Raw genomic sequence first — 17,580 nt, forward strand, 5'->3', positions numbered from 1 at the left:
GCGCACCGACGCGGGATGTGACTCCCGGAAGGGGTGTCCGGTTCGCAACGATTCAGCGGGCCAGGGGCGAACCGCAGCACTTCTTGTACTTGCGGCCCGAGCCGCAGGAGCAGGGGTCGTTGCGTCCGGGGCGCGGTGCGGTGTCGAGGGGCGGGTTCGGGGCGCCGCCGAGGTCGGCGCGGGCGTCCAGCGGCGGCAGGTAGGCGTCGGTGGAGCGGGTGGCCAGGTCGTGGGCGTCCGGGGCCATGCCGAGCGCCTCGCGCATGCGGGCGCGGCCGAGCAGCGGCATGAGGCCGAGCCGGTTGAGCTCGGCCACGGTCTCCGGCGGCTGGGCGAGCATGCCCCGGCAGACGACGTTGTAGCAGTGCAGGGCCTTCGCGTAGTCGCCCCGCGACGCGAGGTCCTCGGCCAGGAGCACGGCCACGCCGCGGTCGGGACCGGAGTCCATGAGTTCGTCGAGCAGGGCGTCGGCCTCGTCGGCCCGGCCCTCGGCGCGCAGCATCACGGCGATCTGGTGGGTCGCGAACTGGCGGTGTCCGGCTTTCGGCGCGTGTTCGCGCAGCGCCCGGGCGAGTGCGTGCGCCGCGCCTTCGTCCCGTCCGCGCAGGACGTCCACCGCGTCGAGGAGGATCTCACCCGCCTCCTCGGGGTGGGCGGTGAGATCCCTGAGGTGTCGCTTGGGCAGGTCCAGGTCGCGGATCGCGTCCCACAGCGGCTGCGGGACCGCTGCGGGGGCCGGGGAAGTGTCGGTCATCCTTCCAGGTTAGGGCGTGTCCGGTGGGTGCCGCCCGTCACACGGGACGTCAACCCCACGGGGTGAGTCGGCCGAGGAGGTCCAGGACGCCCAACCGGGTGCCGGAGCCGACCTCCAGACCGATGACGAGGGCCGTCACGGCGAGGGCGGTGACGAGCAGGACCAGGGGCCAGCGCCTCTTGTGTTCGGGGGTCTCGGGGAAGGGTTCCGCGTCGATCCAGGACTGGTCCAGGCGGGCGATCTCCCTGCGGAGGTCCTGGACCTCGGTGTGGTACCGGTCGCGCTCGTCACGGACCCGTTGGAGTTCGGCGCGTTCGGCCCGGACGGCGGCGCGCGCGTCGACGACGTCGACGTGGGCGCCCTCGGGGCCGCGTTTGGAGTGCCACCGCTCCAGGCGTGCGAGGGGGAGGTCGGCGTACTGGGTGGGCCAGTTGTCGTCGGGGTCGTCGAGGTTCTCGTCGGTCTCGGGCTCGGTTTCGGCCGCGTAGTCGACGGGTTCCTGTTCGGGGAGGGGGCGGACGGCGAGGGGTGGTGCGTCCTCGGGGGCCCTGGGCTCGGGACGGTCGGTGGAGGCGGCGATGGTCCAGGTCTCGCGGGGCTCCTCGTCAGCGGCCGTGGACCGTGCGGCCTCGTCCCGGGACACGGGTGGGTCGGGTTCGGTGCTCGGGTCCTCGGGTGCTGCCGGGCGTGGGGGCCGACCGAAGATCGAGAGGGGGTCGTGCTCCGGTTCGGGGGCGGGTCGGCGCCGTGCCACCCCGAGGAAGGTGTGGCTCCGCCCGCCACCGGCCCAGGTCTCCTGCTCGGCGGTGTCGGTGTCGTCGTCCGCGAAGGGGTCGGGGGCCTCTTCGAGGTCGTCCTCGGGTTCGGGTACCGCCTCGTCCGTCAACGGATCAGGGGCCGGTGTGTCCGCCCGCGAGTCGGGGGTGAGGTCGATCCCCGTCGGCGGCGAGGGGGCGAAGAACGAGGGCGTGCCCCGCTCCGTCGGAGCGCTCTCCCCCGCCAGCTCCGCACTGGCCTCCTGAACGGCCACCGGCTCCTCCACCAGCGGGGCGGGGGCAGGATCCAGCCAGTCGCGGAGGAGGTCGCGGCGTTCACCGAAGGTGGTGGCCTCCGGCACGCCCCGTTCTCTGAGGTGGTCGGCCAGGGCGTCGCCACCCTCCTCCCTCAGGACGGCGACCAGGCCCTCCGCGATCCTGAGGTGCTCCCCCGGTACCGGGGAGAGGAAGGGCGATCCGGCGGCGGAGGAGGGTGGCACGAAGGCCAGGTGGGGGCCGTCCTCCGGGTCCGTGACCGGCTCGTAGGTGGAGAAGGACCAGCTCCATCCGGCTGCGGGCACGGCGGCGCGCGGAGTGAGGACGTCGTGCAGGACGCGGTGCATGCCCCACAGGAAGCGCAGCTGGGTGGCCTGCCACAGGTCGGCGTGGTCGGGGTCGAGGGTCAGGCGGAGGGGGCGGTCGGGGTGCGCGAGCGCGTGGGCCACGGCCCCGACGAGGACGGGCTCGCCCTCGATCCGGGTCTCGGCGGCGCGCCGGTCGCGGGTGCGCAGGGCGCCGGGGGCGGCGGTGCGTTCCCAGGGCGCGGGGGCGGGCAGGGTCCGCATCGCGGCCCAGCCCGGCTTGGGCGGCCTGCTCGCGGCGGGCCGGGTGTTGGGGTTCTCGTGTAAGGCGAGGACCCGGGGGAGGTCCAGGCCACGGGTGGGCCCGACGATCGCCCAGGCGTGGGCGTCGCGGACGTCACCGGGCCACCGGTAGACCAGGGCGCTCTGGCCGTCGGGGTAGTGGTGGGCCCAGAGGGTCTCGGGATAGGCGGCCGGGTCGGTGCCGGGAAGCGCCGACCGGTAGTCGGCGGTGAGGGCGGGGATGAGGCGGTCGCGCCAGGAGCGCAGGACCGGCTGGTCCTGCTCCGGGAGGGAGGTGGCCGACGGTCCCGGCCCGACGCGACCGAGGAGGGTGGGTTCGGCCCAGGCGAAGTGGATCTGGTGGTAGGCACCGGAGTCCGCTTCCGACGCCGTCGTGCTCTCGGGCAACTGGGCCCCTCCCCCTGGTTCACGGATCTGCGGTGCGCGCGGATCCGCCGCACGCCTACCTAGGGAAGGTATCCGCCGGAAGCGTCAGGAAACCGCGAAAGCGGAGTTATAGGAACACTTGCGCACTTTGTCGGTTCTGGTCAGCGGGCCGCCGTGAGCCGGGCGTGCTGCGCGGGCGTAAGGGTCAGGTCCAGGGACTCCAGCGCCTCGTCCAGCTGGGCGACACTGCTGACACCGACCAACGGGACAACGCTCGGCTCGTGGCCCGCGAGCCAGGAGAGCACCACCTGGTTGCGGGTGGCTCCGGTCTCCTTGGCCACCTCGTCCAGGGCGGCCAGGCGCGCGGCGGTTCCGGGGTGGTCGTAGGCGTACTCCAAGGGGCGGTCGGGGCGGGTGTAGGCGCCGCTCAGCAGGGAGGTGTACGCCACCACGACATGCTCGCGCCCCTGGGCGGCCTCGGCGCGGACGTAGTCGAACAGCTCGGGGGTGGCGTGCATGTGTCCCGCGGATGCGAGCGGGACGTCGCCACGGGGCTGGAGGTAGCTGTAGCGGTACTGGAGCACCCGGGGACGCGGCCACCCGTGAGCCTGTGTCACGGCGCGGGACCTCTCCAGCCGCCACGTCCGGTGGTTGCTGAGCCCGAGCTCCCGGACCGTTCCCTCGGAGACGAGCCGGGCGAGGGCCTCCATGGTCTCCTCGACCGGGGTGTCGGGGTCCTCCCTGTGGGCGTACAGAAGATCGAGGGTGTCGACCCCCAGGCGTTGGCGGCTGCGCTCGGCGGCCGTCGCCACCGCTTCCGCGGAGAGACCCTCCGCCGCCTCCAGGCCGGCTCCGGGCGCGGTCGGTTGGGCGCCGATCTTGGTGGCGATCACGATCTCGTCGGTCACGCCGCGCTCGCGCCGCCAACGGCCGAGGAAGGTCTCGCTCTCGTCTCCCCGGCCTCCCTCGATCCAGAACTGGTAGCAGTCGGCGGTGTCGACGAAGGCTCCCCCGGCCTCGACGAAGCGGTCGAGGATGGCGGCGGAGGTGGCGGCGTCCGTGGTGCTGCCGAACTGCATCGCCCCCAGGCACAGGGCGCTGACGGTGCGGCCGTTGATCGTGGTGTGTCGCATCAGGCGCTCCCCCCGGCCACGGAGGCCGCTTCCGGGACGTCGTCGGCGAGCACCCCCGCGTAGTAGTCGATCTTGTGCTGGATCGTGGTCTGGCGGCGGCGCAGCTCCTCGACGCGGGCATCGAGGAGTCGTTGGTGGCCCTGGAGGACCTCGAGGCGGTCGGGGATGGTGTGTTCGCCGCCACGGACCAGTTCGGCGAAGTCGCGCAGCCGGGCGATGGGCATGTCGGTCTCGCGCAGACAGCGCACGAGGTCCAGGAGGTCGACGTCATCGGAGCGGTAGCGGCGGTGGCCGTTGGAGGCGCGCTCCACTCTCCGGAGCAGGCCCGCCCTCTCGTAGTACCGCAGGGTGTCGAGTGTGAGGCCGAAGCGCTCGGCGACCTCACCGGGGGTGTAGTAGTCCTTCATGCCGCAAGCATGCGACCTGGAGCGCACTCCAGGTCAAGTCCCGGCGCGAAGTTCGTTCCGTGAGGGGGACCGAAGGGACGGGCGGGGCGAGGATCAAGAGTGGGACCAGGCGTTTCCGAACCGGGCAGCGCGGAGCCCCCGCCCGGCAGGTCAGAGGCACGGGAAGGGCGCCGAACGTCACCGCCGACCGCCTCCGCCCCTCAGCGCGAACCGGACTCCGCGCTGCCCCGGATGGCGCCGACCACGGCGTCGGTGAGGTCGTCGATGATCTCCCGCTCGCTCACCTCGGGGTGTTCGAGCCACCACTCCCCCGCCGCCTGGACCATGCCCACGACGGCGTGCGCGGCGATCTGGGCACGCAGTCGGCCGCTGATCCGGCCCTCGGTGATGAGCAGGTCCGCGAGCTCCTCGCCCAGGCGGCGCACCATCAGTCCGAGGTCGCTGCGGGTGCGGACGTCCTCCGACGTGGCCCGGTCCATCAGGAACCGGTAGAGGTTGAGGTTCTGCGAGATCATCGACAGGTAGGCGCCGACCGTGGCCCGGGCGCGCACGTCGAAGTCGGTGTGCTGGTACAGCTCGGAGCGGATGGCCTCGATGAGGGGGTCCACGTGACGCTGGGCCAGAGCCCGGTAGAGGCCGCCCTTGTCACCGAAGTGCCGGTAGAGGATGGGCTTGCTGATCCCGGCCTCGGTGGCGATGGCGAGCATGGAGGCGTCGGGGCCGTCGCGCTGGATCACCCGGTCGGCGGCGTCGAGGATCGCCCGCCGCCGCTCCGGGTCGCGGCCGCGCCCGCTCCGTCCCCGCCGGGGCGCCGGCGCGGGGGTGTCGTCGTCGGGCGCGGTCTGCTGTGTGTTTTCGAGGGCCACAAGGGTTCACCGTACTGGAGGGCGGGGCACGGCGGCCCGGACGCGCCCCTCAGGTACGGATCGCGATCCAGGTGGCGCGGGCCAGGGCGAGCGGACGGCCGTCGGCGTCGTGGAGGGAACTGGCCGTGTGGACCTTGCGGCCGTCGACGGACTCCAGGTGGCCCATGACGACCTGGGGGGAGCCGACCGGGGGGAGTGCCAGGACCTGGACGGTGAACCGGCCCAGGACGATGGGTCGGCCGGACACGTCGCTGGACCAGCCGCCGGGGCAGTCCAGTGCGGCCCAGACCTGGGCGAGGGCGGCGTTGCCGTCGCCTCCGTCCACCTCCGGGCGGACCTCCCAGGTGCAGGCGACGGTGTTGCCGACCCCGTCGGGTCCCTCCCCCGGACGGACCCGTCCCGCGAACAGGCGCAGACCGTCGCCCGCCGCGCGCTCGGGGCCGCAACTGTAGCAACGGGGGAAGGGGTGCGCGTCCAGCCCGCCGTAGCGCTTCCGGGCCTCCTCGGCCTCGGCGACGGTGACCGGCCCGCCGGGGATCAGTCCGGGGTCGAGGGGGTCGACGGTCACGGCCTCGGCCACCAGGCGGGCGCGGTCCTCGGCGGTGGGGTCGACCAGGCGCAGGCCCTCCTGTGAGGAGCCCTCCACCGTCAGGGGGCGGTCCAGCGGGGGCGGGTTGCGCAGGGTGACCTGGACGGCCGGGCCACCCGGTGCGGTCAGCCGTGCGGCCAGCAGTCCCGCGCTGTAGCCGCCGTTGCCGGAGCCGTCGGGGCCGTTGAAGGCCGCCGGGATGGTGAGGGTGGGGGCGCCGTTGCCTGGTGTCATGGGCCACAGGGTAACGGGAGCGGCGCGGGCGGGACGTTTCGCCTCGGCGGGCGGGCGCGAGGACTCGGCGCGTCCCCCGAAGTGCCCCCTTCGCGCGGGACCGGGTTGGCGGAACGCGTGCGCGCCCACCATGCGGAACCTCGCTGGTGGAAGCCGGGGTGCGCCCCAGGATCCCGGTCAGGGTGGACCGAGGAACGGGCCGATGACCTGGCGCTTCCCGAAGCGGACGTGGCGGGACGCGGGGTGCCCTCACCCCGTGCCCCGCCACGGACCGCCCGCTCCGGAGGCTCTGCAACCTCCCTAGCGGATCGGCAGGCCGGTGATGGTGCGGCCGATAATGAGCTTCTGGATCTCGCTGGCGCCCTCGAAGATGGTGAAGATGGAGGCGTCGCGGTGCCAGCGCTCCACGGGGTAGTCCCTCGTGTAGCCGTTGCCGCCCAGGATGCGCAGGCAGTTCTGGGTGACGTAGGTGGCGGTCTCGGAGGCGTAGAGCTTGCTCATGGAGCCCTCGGCGTTGGTGAAGTCCTTGCCGTTGCGCGCCATCCAGGCCGCCCGCCACACCAGCAACCGGGCGGCGTCGATGCGGGTGGCCATGTCGGCCAGGAGGAAGGCCACGCCCTGGTTGTCGCCGATGGGCCGACCGAACTGCTCGCGCTGGGTGGAGTAGTCGCGGGCGTACTCGTAGGCGGCGCGGGCACAGCCCACCGCCATGACACCGACGCTCGGGCGGGAGGCCTCGAAGGTCTTCATGGCGGCCTGGCCCTTGGAGCGCCTGCCCTCCCTGGCACGGGCGATCCGCTCGTCCAGCTTCTCCTTCCCTCCCAGGAGGCAGGAGCCCGGGACGCGTACGTCGTCCAGGACGACCTCGGCCGTGTGCGAGGCGCGGATGCCGTGCTTGGCGAACTTCTGACCCTGGGACAGGCCGGGGGTGTTCGGCGGAATGATGAACGACGCCTGCCCGCGCGAGCCCAGTTCCGGTTCCACGGAGGCCACGACGACGTGGACGTCCGCGATGCCGCCGTTGGTGGCCCAGGTCTTGACGCCGTTGATCACCCACTCGTCCTTGGCCTGGTCGTAGACGGCGCGGGTGCGGATCGCGGAGACGTCCGAACCCGCGTCGGGCTCGGAGGAGCAGAAGGCGCCGAGTTTGACGTCGTCGGAGGTACCGAACATCTGCGGCACCCATTCGAAGAGCTGTTCCTGGGTGCCGTTGGAGGCGACGGAGACGGCGGCCAGGCCGGTGCCGGTGATCGCCAGGGCGATGCCCGGGTCGCCCCAGTACAACTCCTCGAACGCGACGGGGATACCGAGGCCGGTGGGCTCCAGCCACTGGTTGGCGAAGAAGTCCAGGGAGTACAGGCCGATCTTGGCGGCCTCCTGGATGATCGGCCAGGGGGTCTCCTCGCGCTCGTCCCACTCGGCGGCGGCGGGGCGGATGACGTCGGCGGCGAACCCGTGGGCCCAGTCCCGGACGTCGCGAACGTCCTCGCTCAGTTCCAGGCTGAAGGCGGGAGCGGTGGCCTCACTCATGCGATTGCGTCCTTTGTTGGATCCTCCGGGAGGCGGAGGGACGACCAAGAAGTGCTACCAACGGTAACAGTCAGCCCCCGGCGCACACAACGACGCGTTCCCTCCCGAACGGGAAGATTCCTGACGCACTCCTGTCCGGTGTTTGCCGGTCCGCTCCCACACTGGAGGAAAGGGGGTGTGAGCAGTGCCTGGAACCGTGTGGACCGGAACGATCAGCTTCGGACTGGTGTCGGTCGGCGTGCGCATGTACTCCGCACGCGAGAGACACGGCCCGACCGTCCACCAGTTCGTGCGCGGCACCAACGCGCGCGTGCGCTACCAGCGAGTCAACGAGGACACCGGCGAGCGTGTGGCCAACGAGGACATCGTGAAGGGAGCCGAGGTCGACGAGTCCGACTCCTACGTCCTCCTGGAACCCGCGGACCTGGAGCAGATCCAGCCCGGACGGAGCAAAACCCTGGAGATCACCGGGTTCATCTCCGCCGACGACGTCGATCCGCTGTGGTTCTCGTCCACCTACTACCTGGGACCGGACAAGAGTTCGGCGAAGCCGTACCGGCTGCTTCTCGCCGCGTTGGAGGAGTCCGGCCGGGCGGGCCTCGGGACGCTGGTCATGCGCAACCGACAGCACCTGGCCCTCGTCACCCCGCAGCAGGGCGTCCTGACGGCGAGCACCCTCTACTGGCCGGACGAGGTCCGCGACCCCGAGGACGTCATGCGGCCTCCGACGGGCGAGGTCGACCAGGGCGAACTCAAGCTCGCCTCCCAGCTGATCGACGCCATGACCGCCGAGTGGGAGCCCTCGCGGTACTCCGACGAGTACGAGCGGCGGCTGGAGGAGCTCATCGCCACCAAGGCCCGGGGCGGAACCGTCAGCTACGAGGGCCGGGAGCCCGAGGAGAAGGGCGAGGGCAAGGTCGTCGCGCTGGACGACGCGCTCCGTGCGTCGTTGCGGCAGCGGCGCGAGAAGCGGGCCGCGAGGTCCGGACGCCGTGGCGGCGCCCCGGCGCCGCGCTCCTCGGACGACCACCGGCCCACCAAGGGCGAGCTCATGGAACAGGCGAAGAAGCTCGACATCCCCGGCCGTTCCCGCATGACCAGGGACGAACTGGCCGACGCCGTCGCGGACGCCGGCTGACTACTCCGTGCGCAGGTCCCGGGGCACGTCCTCGGGCGCCAGGTCGGGGCGGGCACGGAGGAACTGGACGACGTGCCGCCACCGGCCGGCCACCTCGGCCGAGTCCGGGCACACCTCCACCACCAGGTCCGGGACGACCCGCGTGTAGGTCTGGCGGGAGGCGTCCCCGCCCCACGTCGCGGCGAGGAGCCGGGGCCAGGGGTGGTCGTCCGTCTTGACCACGTGCCCCGCGAGCTCCTCGGACTCCTCCGGGGAGAGGTCCGAGGTCCGACCGGCCACCCGCAGCTCACCGGTCACCGAGTCCACACGGCCGAGGATGAGCGCGCGGGGGGCACGCGCGTGCCCGACGATCCCGCCCACGATCGCCTCGGTGGTGACCCGGTGCTTCCACTTGCGCCAGTCCCTGCGGCCCGGCCGGTAGGAACGGCGCGCGTCCTTGATCATCACGCCCTCCACACCCACGGCGGGCATCTCCTCCCACCACTGCATGGCGACCTCGGGGTTGTCGGTCTGCCAGCCGAGCGTGAGCGGTGAGGGCTGTTCGACCAGGCCCATCAGACGCTCCAGTTCCCCGCGCCGGTGGGAGAGCGCCCGGTGCGTGAGGTCGCGGCCACCGATCCTCAACAGGTCGAACACCACGAGGTGACACGGGTCGGTGCGCGCCAGCGCGCGGGCGTGGCGGACCGAGGCCCCGTTGCGCCTCAGCAGGGCACCGAAGTCCATCCTCCCGTCGTCCGCCCACCGGATGATCTCCCCGTCCAGCAGAGCGCCCTCGGGGAGCTGCCGGTCCAAAGCCTCGACGATCTCGGGGAACCGCTGTGACAGCGACCGCCCCTGCCTGCTGTCCATGCGCACGGGCCCGGTCTCGGCCAGGCACCGGAAGCCGTCCCACTTGGGCTCGTAGAGCAGGCTCTCGCCCGTGGGGAAGTGATCGACGGCGCTCGCGAGCATCGGTTCCACGCCCGCCCCCTACCCCGCACCAGCTCATCGGGAGACCAACACACCGCTAAGGGTGGGTCGGACCACCGCCCCACGGTGCGCACCCGTCCCGCACGGCACTTGACACGCGCGCGGGCCCGTCTGAATGATGCGGATCCCACCCCCACCCCCTTCCGGAGGCGACCATGGCTTCGCACTACGGCGACTACCAGCTGGAGATCCACCTCGACGGCCTCACCGGTGTCGTTCCCTCCCGTCCCTTCACCTTCGCCGAACTGGAGCGCCGGGCCGCCGAGGCGCTCCCGCCGTGGGTGTGGTCCTACGTGGCGGGCGGCGCGGGCGACGAGCACACCCAGGAGGCCAACACCGCCGCGTTCCGACGGTGGGGCCTCTACCCCCGCATGTTCGTCGGCGCCAGGGAACGCGACACCGCTGTCGACCTGTGCGGGCTCCGCCTGCCCTCCCCGCTCATGATGGCCCCGGTCGGGGTGGTGGGCCTCTGTTCCCAGGACGGGCACGGGGACCTGGCCACGGCGGAGGCCGCGGCGCGTACCGGGGTCCCGATGATCGCCTCCACCCTGTCCCAGGACCCGATGGAGGAGGTCGCGGCGCGGTTCGGCGACACCCCCGGGTTCTTCCAGCTGTACACGCCGACCGACCGCGAGCTGGCGGAGAGTCTGGTCCGCCGCGCCGAGACGGCGGGGTTCGCGGGGATCGTCGTCACCCTGGACACCTGGGTCACCGGCTGGCGTCCGCGCGACCTGGCCACCGCGAACATGCCGATGCTGCGCGGCCACTGCCTGGCCAACTACACGTCCGACCCGGTCTTCCAGGCACGGGTGGGCGCGGACGCCCCGCGCGACACCGTGGTGGCGCACTGGGCTGGCGTCTTCGGTAACCCCTTGACCTGGGACGACCTTCCTTGGCTGCGGTCCCTGACCGACCTGCCGCTGATCGTGAAGGGCGTGTGCCACCCCGACGACGCCCGGCGGGCGGCGGACGGGGGCGTGGACGCGATCTACGTGTCCAACCACGGCGGCCGCCAGGCCAACGGCGGCATCCCCGCCCTGGAGTGCCTGCCGGACGTGGCCGCCGCCACGGACCTGCCGGTGGTCTTCGACTCCGGGGTGCGGTCCGGCACCGACGCGGTCAAGGCCCTGGCGTTGGGAGCCACGGCGGTGGCGGTGGGCCGACCCTACGTCTACGGACTGGCCCTGGGCGGGGCGGACGGGGTGGTGCACGTGCTGCGGTCCCTGCTGGCCGAGGCGGACCTGCTCATGGCGGTCGACGGCTACCCGTCGCTGAGCGACCTCGGCCCGGACGCGCTGCGGGACCTGCGCGCCTGAACGGTCCCGGGAACGGGAGGGAGACCACGAGGGGGCCGACGCGTGTGCGTCGACCCCCTCTCACGGGTGGGGTCGGAAGGAACGGAGCTCAGTCCTGACTGTGGCTCTCCAGGAAGGTGTAGACGTCGTGCTCGTCGACACCGGGGAAGGTGCCCGACGGCAGGGCCGACAGCACGTGGGAGTGGGCGCGGGCCGAGGGCCACACGTTGCCCTCCCAGCGGCTGGCGAGCTGGGCGGGCGGACGCACGCAGCACTCGCCGTTGGGGCAGTTGGACTTCGTGCGGTTGGTCGTCTCGCGGCCACGGAACCAGCGGGACTCCTTGTAGGGCACGCCCAGGGTGATGGCGAAGTTGCGCTCTCGGCTGGGGTCGACGTGGGCCACGCACCAGTGGGTGCCGTTGGGCTTGTCCGTGTACTGGTAGTAGATCGAGTACCGGTCCGGTGACTGGAAGACCTGGCGGCCCGACCACTGGCGGCACATGCGCTGGCCCTCGATGGCGCCGGTGTCGTCGGTGGGGAAGACCAGCCCGTCGTTCTCGTAGGCCTTGTAGATGATGCCGGTCTCGTCGTTGCGGATGAAGTGGCAGACCAGGTCCAGGTGGCGGTGGGCCAGGTTGGTGAAGCGGTGCGCGGCCATCTCGTAGGAGACGGAGTAGACGTCCCGCAGGTCCTCGACGGACAGGTCGCGCGCCTTCTTCGCCTCCTGGAGGTAGGTGACCGCCGTGGACTCGGGGATGAGGACGGCGGCGGCGAAGTAGTTGGCCTCCACGCGCTGGCGGAGGAAGTCGCCGAAGTCGCGGGGCTGGTTGTGGCCGAGGATCACGTGGCCCAGCGTCTGGAGGAGGATCGTGCGCGGGCTGTGCATGCCCAGCGTTGTCTCGCGCTTGAGGTAGATGCGCCGGTTGACGTGGTCGGTCAGGGAGCGCACCGAGCGGGGAAGGTCCTGCACGTACTTCAGGGAGAACCCGTGGTGGGTGGCGATCGCGAGGATCTGCCCCTGGGAGAGCGGTCCCGCCGTGTAGTTGACCGCCGAGAGGGTGTCGGCGGCCGCGGCCTCGATGGTCTCGAAGTAGTTGCCCCGCTCCCGCATCTGGCGGCGCAGGTCCGCGTTGGCCCGGCGCGCCTCCTCGGGGGTGGCGGTCGGCTTGGCGTTGCGCCGCTTGAGCTCGTCGTAGAGCCCCACGATGTGTTCGAGGACGTCGTTGGGGACCCGCTTGCCCACCTTCAGGTGCGGAAGGTTGAGGCCCTGGTACAGGGCGTCGCGCTGGGCCTCCTCCACGGAGATCTCCAGCTGCGCGCGGCGGCTCGGGGGCTGCTTCGACAGGAGTTCCTCGACGGACACCTCGAGGGCGGAGGCCAGGGACGTGAGGAGGGAGAGCTTGGGTTCGCGTTTTCCGTTCTCCAGCAAAGAGAGCTGCGAGGGCGCCCGCCCGACACGTTCCCCCAGGTCGGAGAGGGTCATCCCGCGCGCCTTGCGCAGGTGTCGGAGCCTCTGGCCAAACGTGACGAGATCCAGGTCACCTGTCAAAGACGGTATTTCTTCAGCACCAAAGTACGCCATGGCTTCATCTTACGGAAAGAAACAACGATCTTCACCCGATTTCGAGTGGAAAACCCCTGGATCTTGCCCAAGAATCATAGTTACCGGCGGGGAACTTACCGCTCAGGGGCTCACCCCCTGGCCCTTGGAAGGACTCTCGACCGGTGCGAAGACCTTGGGGACTACACGTAAGGCGGGAACGAACATGAGCACCAGCGCTCGACGTCAGGAAGCCAGCGCCGCACTCCAGCGCGACTGGGAGACCAACTCCCGGTGGGCCGGTATCGAGCGCACCTACTCCGCCGACGACGTCGTCAAGCTGCGCGGTTCGGTCACCGAGGAGCACACCCTGGCCCGGCGCGGCGCGGAGCGCCTGTGGGACCTGCTCCACACCGAGGACTACGTCAACAGCCTCGGCGCGCTCACCGGAAACCAGGCGGTCCAGCAGGTCCGCGCCGGTCTCAAGGCCATCTACCTCTCCGGGTGGCAGGTCGCGGCCGACGCCAACCTCTCCGGCAGCACCTACCCGGACCAGAGCCTCTACCCGGCCAACTCGGTCCCGGCCGTCGTCCGCCGCATCAACAACGCGCTCATGCGCGCCGACCAGATCACCTGGTCCGAGGGTGACGACACCGCTCCCGAGTGGCTGGCCCCGATCGTGGCCGACGCCGAGGCCGGGTTCGGCGGCGTCCTCAACGCCTACGAGCTCATGAAGGGCATGATCGCCTCGGGCGCGGCCGGTGTCCACTGGGAGGACCAGCTCGCCTCCGAGAAGAAGTGCGGCCACCTGGGCGGCAAGGTCCTCATCCCGACCAGCCAGCACGTCAAGACCCTGAACGCCGCCCGCCTCGCCGCGGATGTCGCCGGTGTCCCGTCCCTGGTCATCGCGCGGACCGACGCCCAGGCCGCGACCCTGATCACCAGTGACATCGACGAGCGCGACCAGGCCTTCACCACCGGCGAGCGCACCGCCGAGGGCTTCTACCGCTTCCGCAACGGCGTCGAGGCCTGCGTGGCCCGCGGCCTCGCCTACGCCCCGCACTCCGACCTGCTCTGGATGGAGACCGCGACCCCGGACCTGGAGGTCGCCCGCGACTTCGCCGAGCGCATCAAGGCCGAGTACCCGGACCAGATGCTCGCCTACAACTGCTCGCCCTCCTTCAACTGGAAGCGTCACCTCGACGACGCGACCATCGCGAAGTTCCAGCGCGAGCTGGGCCACATGGGCTACAAGTTCCAGTTCATCACCCTGGCGGGCTTCCACTCGCTCAACCACTCGATGTTCAACCTGGCCAAGGGCTACGCCCAGAACGGCATGACGTCGTACGTCGAGCTCCAGGAGGCCGAGTTCGCGTCCGAGGCCGACGGCTACACCGCCACCCGTCACCAGCGCGAGGTCGGCACCGGCTACTTCGACGCGATCAGCACGACCATCTCCCCCGAGGCCAGCACCACGGCTCTCACCGGCTCCACCGAAGAAGACCAGTTCTCAGCGGCTCACTGACCCTGGTCTTCGTTCCCTGAGGCCGTCCCTCCCCGCTTTCGTGGCTGGGGCGGGGCGGGACGGCCTCCCCTTGGCCGTCGGCCATGCGCGGTCCGTGTCACTCGCGTATGACCGGCGGCCTTCGTATGCCCGAAATCCCCCGTGACCGCCCGCGTGGGGGCGGCCCGCCCTATACGGTGGCTCCAAGCGACGGGAGCGGAGCGCCACAGCCCGCCCGCGCGGGTCCGCCGGCCGCCCCCCACGGCCCCGGGACGTTCCGGACGACCTCCCCGAGCACCCGACCTCACACACGGAGCCGACGTGAAACTCGACGACCTCAGCAGAGTGACCCTCTCCTCGACCCGCCGCGTGGTGGCCGCGGGCGCGATCGCCGCCGTCGCCGTCCTCGGTGCGGCCGCCTGCGAGAACACCGACGACCTCGAGCAGGAGGTGAAGGACGGGATCGAGCAGGAGGTCGAGGAGAACATCGAGCAGGGCATCGACGACGTCATCGGCGGCGACGACGAAGGCGACGGCGGCGACGAGGACGGAGACGAGGGCGACGACGAGTAGGTCGTGCCCCACTCCGTCGACAGCGCGTAGATTCGACGCGTGACCGACAGAACCGAGCCGAACCCGCGCGCTCCCCTCCCCTCCCCCACCGGCCCCGCCGAGGCGGCGCGCGCGGGAACCACCGTCCAGCACCTGCTCGCCAGCCGCTCCCTGATGCGCTGGGAGGTGCTGTGCGTCCTCGCCCTCTCCCTGGGCGCCGCCGCCGTGTCGGCGGTCATCTCGTTCCTGGGCGTGCTCACCTCGCCCGAGTCGATGGCCGACCAGACCGCCAACCTCATCCGCTCGCGCGCCGAGGACCGGCCGTGGCTGGACCTGTCCTTCCAGCTGTACGCCCTGGTGTTCGCCTTCGCTCCCGTCGCGCTGGTGGTGTACCTGCTGCACCGGGGCGGCGAGTCCGCGCGCACCGTCGGCTTCGACCTTCGCCGACCGGGGTTCGACCTCGGGAGCGGGCTGGCCCTGGCCGCGCTGATCGGCACCGGGGGTCTGGTCGTGTACCTGGTCTCCTGGCAACTCGGGCTCACCCGCACCATCGTGCCCAGCACGCTGGACGGCAACTGGTGGGACACCCCGGTCCTGGTGCTCCAGGCGCTGAAGAACGGCGTCCTGGAGGAGGTGATCGTGGTGGGCTACCTGCTGCACCGGTTGGGGCAGATGGGGTGGTCACCGTGGAAGGCGGTGGTGGCCAGTTCGGTCCTGCGCGCCTTCTACCACCTGTACCAGGGGGTCGGGATGTTCTTCGGCAACCTGGTCATGGGGCTGGTGTTCGGCTGGTTCTACCTGCGCTACGGGCGGGTGATGCCGTTGGTGGTGGCCCACACGGTGATCGACGTCGTGGCGTTCGTGGGCGCCGTGTACCTCATCGGCCGGATCGACTGGCTGCCGGTCTGACCCGGCGCGGGACTCAGCCCTCCTTCGCCGCCCTGGCCGCGATGGCGTCCTCCAGGTAGCGGGGGCGGGCGATCAGCAGGCCCACGACGAGGTTGAGGAGCACCATGCCGACGACCATCGCCATCGAGGCGTGCCAGCCTCCGCTCACCTCGTGCAGGAGTCCGAACAGGAACGGTCCCGCTCCGCCGATCAGGTACCCGAGGCTCTGACTGGAGGCGGACATGGCCGCGGTGCCCTCGGCGGTGCGGGTGCGCACCGCGAAGATGGTCAGCGCCATGACGAAGCTGCCCAGGCCGATCCCGATCAGGGTCGTCCACACCCAGGTGCCGTTGAGCGGGGACAGCCACAGCCCGGCGAAGCCGACCAGGTACGCGGTGACGAAGAGCAGCACGAAGGGGCGCTGGTCGCGCACACGCACGATGATCGAGGGCATGACCAGTGACATGGGGATGCCCAGGGCGGAGAGGTAGGCCAGCATCACCCCGGCGGACTGGGCGTCCAGTCCCTGGTCGCGGAGCATCTGCGCGAACCAGCCGAACATGATGTAGGCGATGGAGGACTGCGTGCCGAAGTAGAGCACGGACTGCCATCCGATCCCGGTGCCGAGCACCTGCCGGACGCCGAGCGCCTCGCGGGAGTCGCCGGGCGCGGGTTCGTGGCGCAGGGCCAGCAGCCACGGCAGGGCCGCCGCGAGCCCGAAGAGGGCGTAGGAGCCGAGGGCGATCCGCCAGTTGCCCGTGGCCTGCTCCAGGGGGACGGTGGCGGCGGCCGCGATCGCCGTTCCCACGGCCAGGCCGGTCGTGTACACGGTGGTCATCAGGCCGACGCGGTGCGGGAAGTGCTGCTTGACCAGGGCCGGGAGGATCACGTTGCCGACGGCCCCGCCGGAGAGAGCCACGGCGCTGAGGGCGAGGAACAGCCAGGGTTCGGGGGCCATCGCCCGCGTGACGAGGCCGAGGGTGACGGCGGCCAGGGCGAGGACGAGCAGACGGTGGGAGCCGAGACGGCGGCTGAGCAGGGGGGTGAGTCCGCCGAAGACCGCGAAGCAGAGGACGGGGAGCGTCGTGAGGGCGCCGGCGCCCACAGCACTCATACCCAGTCCCTGGGTGACCTCGTCGAGGACGGGGCCCACGCTGGTGATCGCGGTGCGCAGGTTGAGCGCCGCCAGGGCGATCGCGACGGCGATCAGCAGGAGAGCCGCGCGGGGCGCGGCTCGTCGCTGTTCGGTGCCGGAAGGGGGGGTTCCCGGCGCGGTGTTCTCGCGCGTGGGGGTGACGCTCATAGGACGTGGCTCACAAATTCGTAGGATGACCCTATGTACTTCATGAGGATAACGCATTGCCGTTCGTGGCCTATTCCCGCGCGCAACTGGTCTAGGCTCCGTCCTTAACCGTTCCCTACCCGTGCGCTGGGCCTGTCATCCGGCGACCCGCCCCTAGGAGGTATGAGCGTGCCCCTCGCGTCGACACGCCGGACCGGTCTCGTCGACCAGGTCATCAGTCAGCTACGAGCCCAGATCGACTCCGGTGAGTGGGGCGTCGGTGACCGCATCCCCACCGAGTCCGAACTGTCCGAACAACTGGAGGTCGGCCGCAACACCGTCCGCGAGGCGGTCAGAGCCCTGGCTCACGCGGGTCTGCTGGAGATCCGACAGGGCGCGGGGACCTTCGTCCGCGCCTCCAGCGAGCTCGGCGGGGCCCTGCGGCGCCGCCTCGAACGCTCCCGGCTGCGGGAGAACCTGGAGGTGCGTCGCGCCCTCGAGGTGGAGGCCGCGCGCCTGGCCGCGATGCGCCACAGCAAGGAGGACATGGCCGACATCGACCGGGCCATGGCCCTGCGCGAGGAGGCCTGGCGGACCAAGGACATGAGCGCCTTCGTGGAGGCCGACTTCACCTTCCACCGCGCGGTGGTCAACGCCACCCACAACACCCTGCTCATCGACCTCTACGACGACATCGCCCAGGTCGTCTACGCGAGCATCGCACACACCGCCTACGAGCAGAGCGACGAGGCCTCCGACCGTCCCTCCTCCGCCACTGAGGGGATCGACCACGCCGGTCTCACCGAGGCCGTCCGGGAGGCGGACCCCGTCCGGGCCGCCCGCGAGGCCACCTGCTATCTCGACGAACTGCTCTCCCTCACCGAGGACTGAGCG

Annotated in this window: 16 protein-coding genes; 6 read left to right on the plus strand and 10 right to left on the minus strand. The window is 71.4% G+C overall.

The window, feature by feature from the left end; genetic code table 11:
- Window positions 1-52: 52 nt before the first annotated feature.
- From ACRWK8_RS06475 to ACRWK8_RS06505, 7 genes are all read right to left on the minus strand, one after another.
- Window positions 53-754 carry an SEC-C metal-binding domain-containing protein gene (locus tag ACRWK8_RS06475; RefSeq protein WP_431868929.1) on the minus strand — a complete coding sequence of 234 codons (702 nt, stop codon included), beginning with the start codon at window positions 752-754 and terminating at the stop codon, window positions 53-55.
- A gap of 49 nt (window positions 755-803) precedes the next feature.
- Window positions 804-2,780: a hypothetical protein gene (locus tag ACRWK8_RS06480; RefSeq protein ID WP_431868931.1), complete on the minus strand. Its 1,977-nt coding sequence runs from the start codon at window positions 2,778-2,780 to the stop codon at window positions 804-806.
- Between the two features lie 140 nt (window positions 2,781-2,920).
- Window positions 2,921-3,892, minus strand: a complete 972-nt coding sequence (locus ACRWK8_RS06485; RefSeq protein ID WP_431868933.1) for an aldo/keto reductase — start codon at window positions 3,890-3,892, stop codon at window positions 2,921-2,923.
- Window positions 3,892-4,299: a MerR family transcriptional regulator gene (locus ACRWK8_RS06490; RefSeq protein WP_378741709.1), complete on the minus strand. Its 408-nt coding sequence runs from the start codon at window positions 4,297-4,299 to the stop codon at window positions 3,892-3,894. Before ACRWK8_RS06490 ends, ACRWK8_RS06485 begins: the two co-directional genes overlap by 1 nt.
- A 200-nt stretch (window positions 4,300-4,499) precedes the next feature.
- A complete protein-coding gene (locus tag ACRWK8_RS06495) occupies window positions 4,500-5,165 on the minus strand; it encodes a TetR/AcrR family transcriptional regulator (protein WP_431868935.1) in 666 nt (221 codons plus the stop codon).
- Window positions 5,166-5,214: 49 nt separating this feature from the next.
- Complete coding sequence (locus ACRWK8_RS06500; RefSeq protein WP_431868937.1) at window positions 5,215-5,988, minus strand: hypothetical protein; 774 nt, start codon at window positions 5,986-5,988, stop codon at window positions 5,215-5,217.
- 300 nt (window positions 5,989-6,288) lie between these two features.
- Window positions 6,289-7,518, minus strand: coding sequence for an acyl-CoA dehydrogenase family protein (locus ACRWK8_RS06505; RefSeq protein WP_431868939.1), 1,230 nt, complete (start codon window positions 7,516-7,518; stop codon window positions 6,289-6,291).
- Window positions 7,519-7,702: 184 nt separating this feature from the next.
- Between ACRWK8_RS06505 and ku the strand changes: the two genes are divergently transcribed.
- A complete protein-coding gene (gene ku / locus ACRWK8_RS06510) occupies window positions 7,703-8,656 on the plus strand; it encodes a non-homologous end joining protein Ku (protein ID WP_431868942.1) in 954 nt (317 codons plus the stop codon).
- Here ku and ACRWK8_RS06515 read toward each other — a convergent pair whose 3' ends face one another.
- Entirely contained in the window at window positions 8,657-9,607 is a 951-nt protein-coding gene (locus ACRWK8_RS06515) for an ATP-dependent DNA ligase (RefSeq protein ID WP_431868964.1), read from the minus strand.
- 173 nt (window positions 9,608-9,780) lie between these two features.
- Here ACRWK8_RS06515 and ACRWK8_RS06520 point away from each other — a divergent pair, with 173 nt between their 5' ends.
- The gene (locus ACRWK8_RS06520) at window positions 9,781-10,941 is read left to right on the plus strand and encodes an alpha-hydroxy-acid oxidizing protein (protein WP_431868944.1); all 1,161 of its coding nucleotides are present in this window, start codon (window positions 9,781-9,783) and stop codon (window positions 10,939-10,941) included.
- A gap of 88 nt (window positions 10,942-11,029) precedes the next feature.
- On the opposite strand, the gene ACRWK8_RS06525 is transcribed toward ACRWK8_RS06520, so the two are convergent.
- On the minus strand, window positions 11,030-12,469 hold the full coding sequence (locus ACRWK8_RS06525; RefSeq protein WP_431868946.1) for a helix-turn-helix domain-containing protein: 1,440 nt from the start codon (window positions 12,467-12,469) through the stop codon (window positions 11,030-11,032).
- Between the two features lie 217 nt (window positions 12,470-12,686).
- Here ACRWK8_RS06525 and aceA point away from each other — a divergent pair, with 217 nt between their 5' ends.
- The 3 genes from aceA (at window position 12,687) to ACRWK8_RS06540 (ending at window position 15,425) form a co-directional block, all read left to right on the plus strand.
- Window positions 12,687-13,985, plus strand: a complete 1,299-nt coding sequence (gene aceA, locus ACRWK8_RS06530) for an isocitrate lyase (RefSeq protein ID WP_378741724.1) — start codon at window positions 12,687-12,689, stop codon at window positions 13,983-13,985.
- A gap of 300 nt (window positions 13,986-14,285) precedes the next feature.
- The gene (locus tag ACRWK8_RS06535; protein ID WP_378741726.1) at window positions 14,286-14,537 is read left to right on the plus strand and encodes a hypothetical protein; all 252 of its coding nucleotides are present in this window, start codon (window positions 14,286-14,288) and stop codon (window positions 14,535-14,537) included.
- Window positions 14,538-14,576: 39 nt separating this feature from the next.
- Entirely contained in the window at window positions 14,577-15,425 is an 849-nt protein-coding gene (locus ACRWK8_RS06540; RefSeq protein WP_431868949.1) for a CPBP family intramembrane glutamic endopeptidase, read from the plus strand.
- A gap of 13 nt (window positions 15,426-15,438) precedes the next feature.
- On the opposite strand, the gene ACRWK8_RS06545 is transcribed toward ACRWK8_RS06540, so the two are convergent.
- Complete coding sequence (locus tag ACRWK8_RS06545) at window positions 15,439-16,707, minus strand: CynX/NimT family MFS transporter (RefSeq protein ID WP_431868951.1); 1,269 nt, start codon at window positions 16,705-16,707, stop codon at window positions 15,439-15,441.
- A 168-nt stretch (window positions 16,708-16,875) separates the two neighbouring features.
- On the opposite strand from ACRWK8_RS06545, the gene ACRWK8_RS06550 reads away from it, so the two are divergent.
- On the plus strand, window positions 16,876-17,577 hold the full coding sequence (locus ACRWK8_RS06550; RefSeq protein ID WP_378742064.1) for a FadR/GntR family transcriptional regulator: 702 nt from the start codon (window positions 16,876-16,878) through the stop codon (window positions 17,575-17,577).
- Window positions 17,578-17,580 lie beyond the last annotated feature (3 nt).

This window comes from Nocardiopsis eucommiae (assembly GCF_965344335.1).
Lineage (GTDB): Bacteria > Actinomycetota > Actinomycetes > Streptosporangiales > Streptosporangiaceae > Nocardiopsis > Nocardiopsis eucommiae.

Coding starts and splice junctions, on each gene's coding strand:
- ACRWK8_RS06475 (WP_431868929.1), bottom strand. CDS start 754: ATGACCGACACTTCCCCGGCCCCCGCAGCGGTCCCGCAGCCGCTGTGG.
- ACRWK8_RS06500 (WP_431868937.1), bottom strand. CDS start 5,988: ATGACACCAGGCAACGGCGCCCCCACCCTCACCATCCCGGCGGCCTTC.
- ACRWK8_RS06485 (WP_431868933.1), bottom strand. CDS start 3,892: ATGCGACACACCACGATCAACGGCCGCACCGTCAGCGCCCTGTGCCTG.
- ACRWK8_RS06505 (WP_431868939.1), bottom strand. CDS start 7,518: ATGAGTGAGGCCACCGCTCCCGCCTTCAGCCTGGAACTGAGCGAGGAC.
- ACRWK8_RS06545 (WP_431868951.1), bottom strand. CDS start 16,707: ATGAGCGTCACCCCCACGCGCGAGAACACCGCGCCGGGAACCCCCCCT.
- ACRWK8_RS06520 (WP_431868944.1), top strand. CDS start 9,781: ATGGCTTCGCACTACGGCGACTACCAGCTGGAGATCCACCTCGACGGC.
- ACRWK8_RS06490 (WP_378741709.1), bottom strand. CDS start 4,299: ATGAAGGACTACTACACCCCCGGTGAGGTCGCCGAGCGCTTCGGCCTC.
- aceA (WP_378741724.1), top strand. CDS start 12,687: ATGAGCACCAGCGCTCGACGTCAGGAAGCCAGCGCCGCACTCCAGCGC.
- ACRWK8_RS06515 (WP_431868964.1), bottom strand. CDS start 9,607: ATGCTCGCGAGCGCCGTCGATCACTTCCCCACGGGCGAGAGCCTGCTC.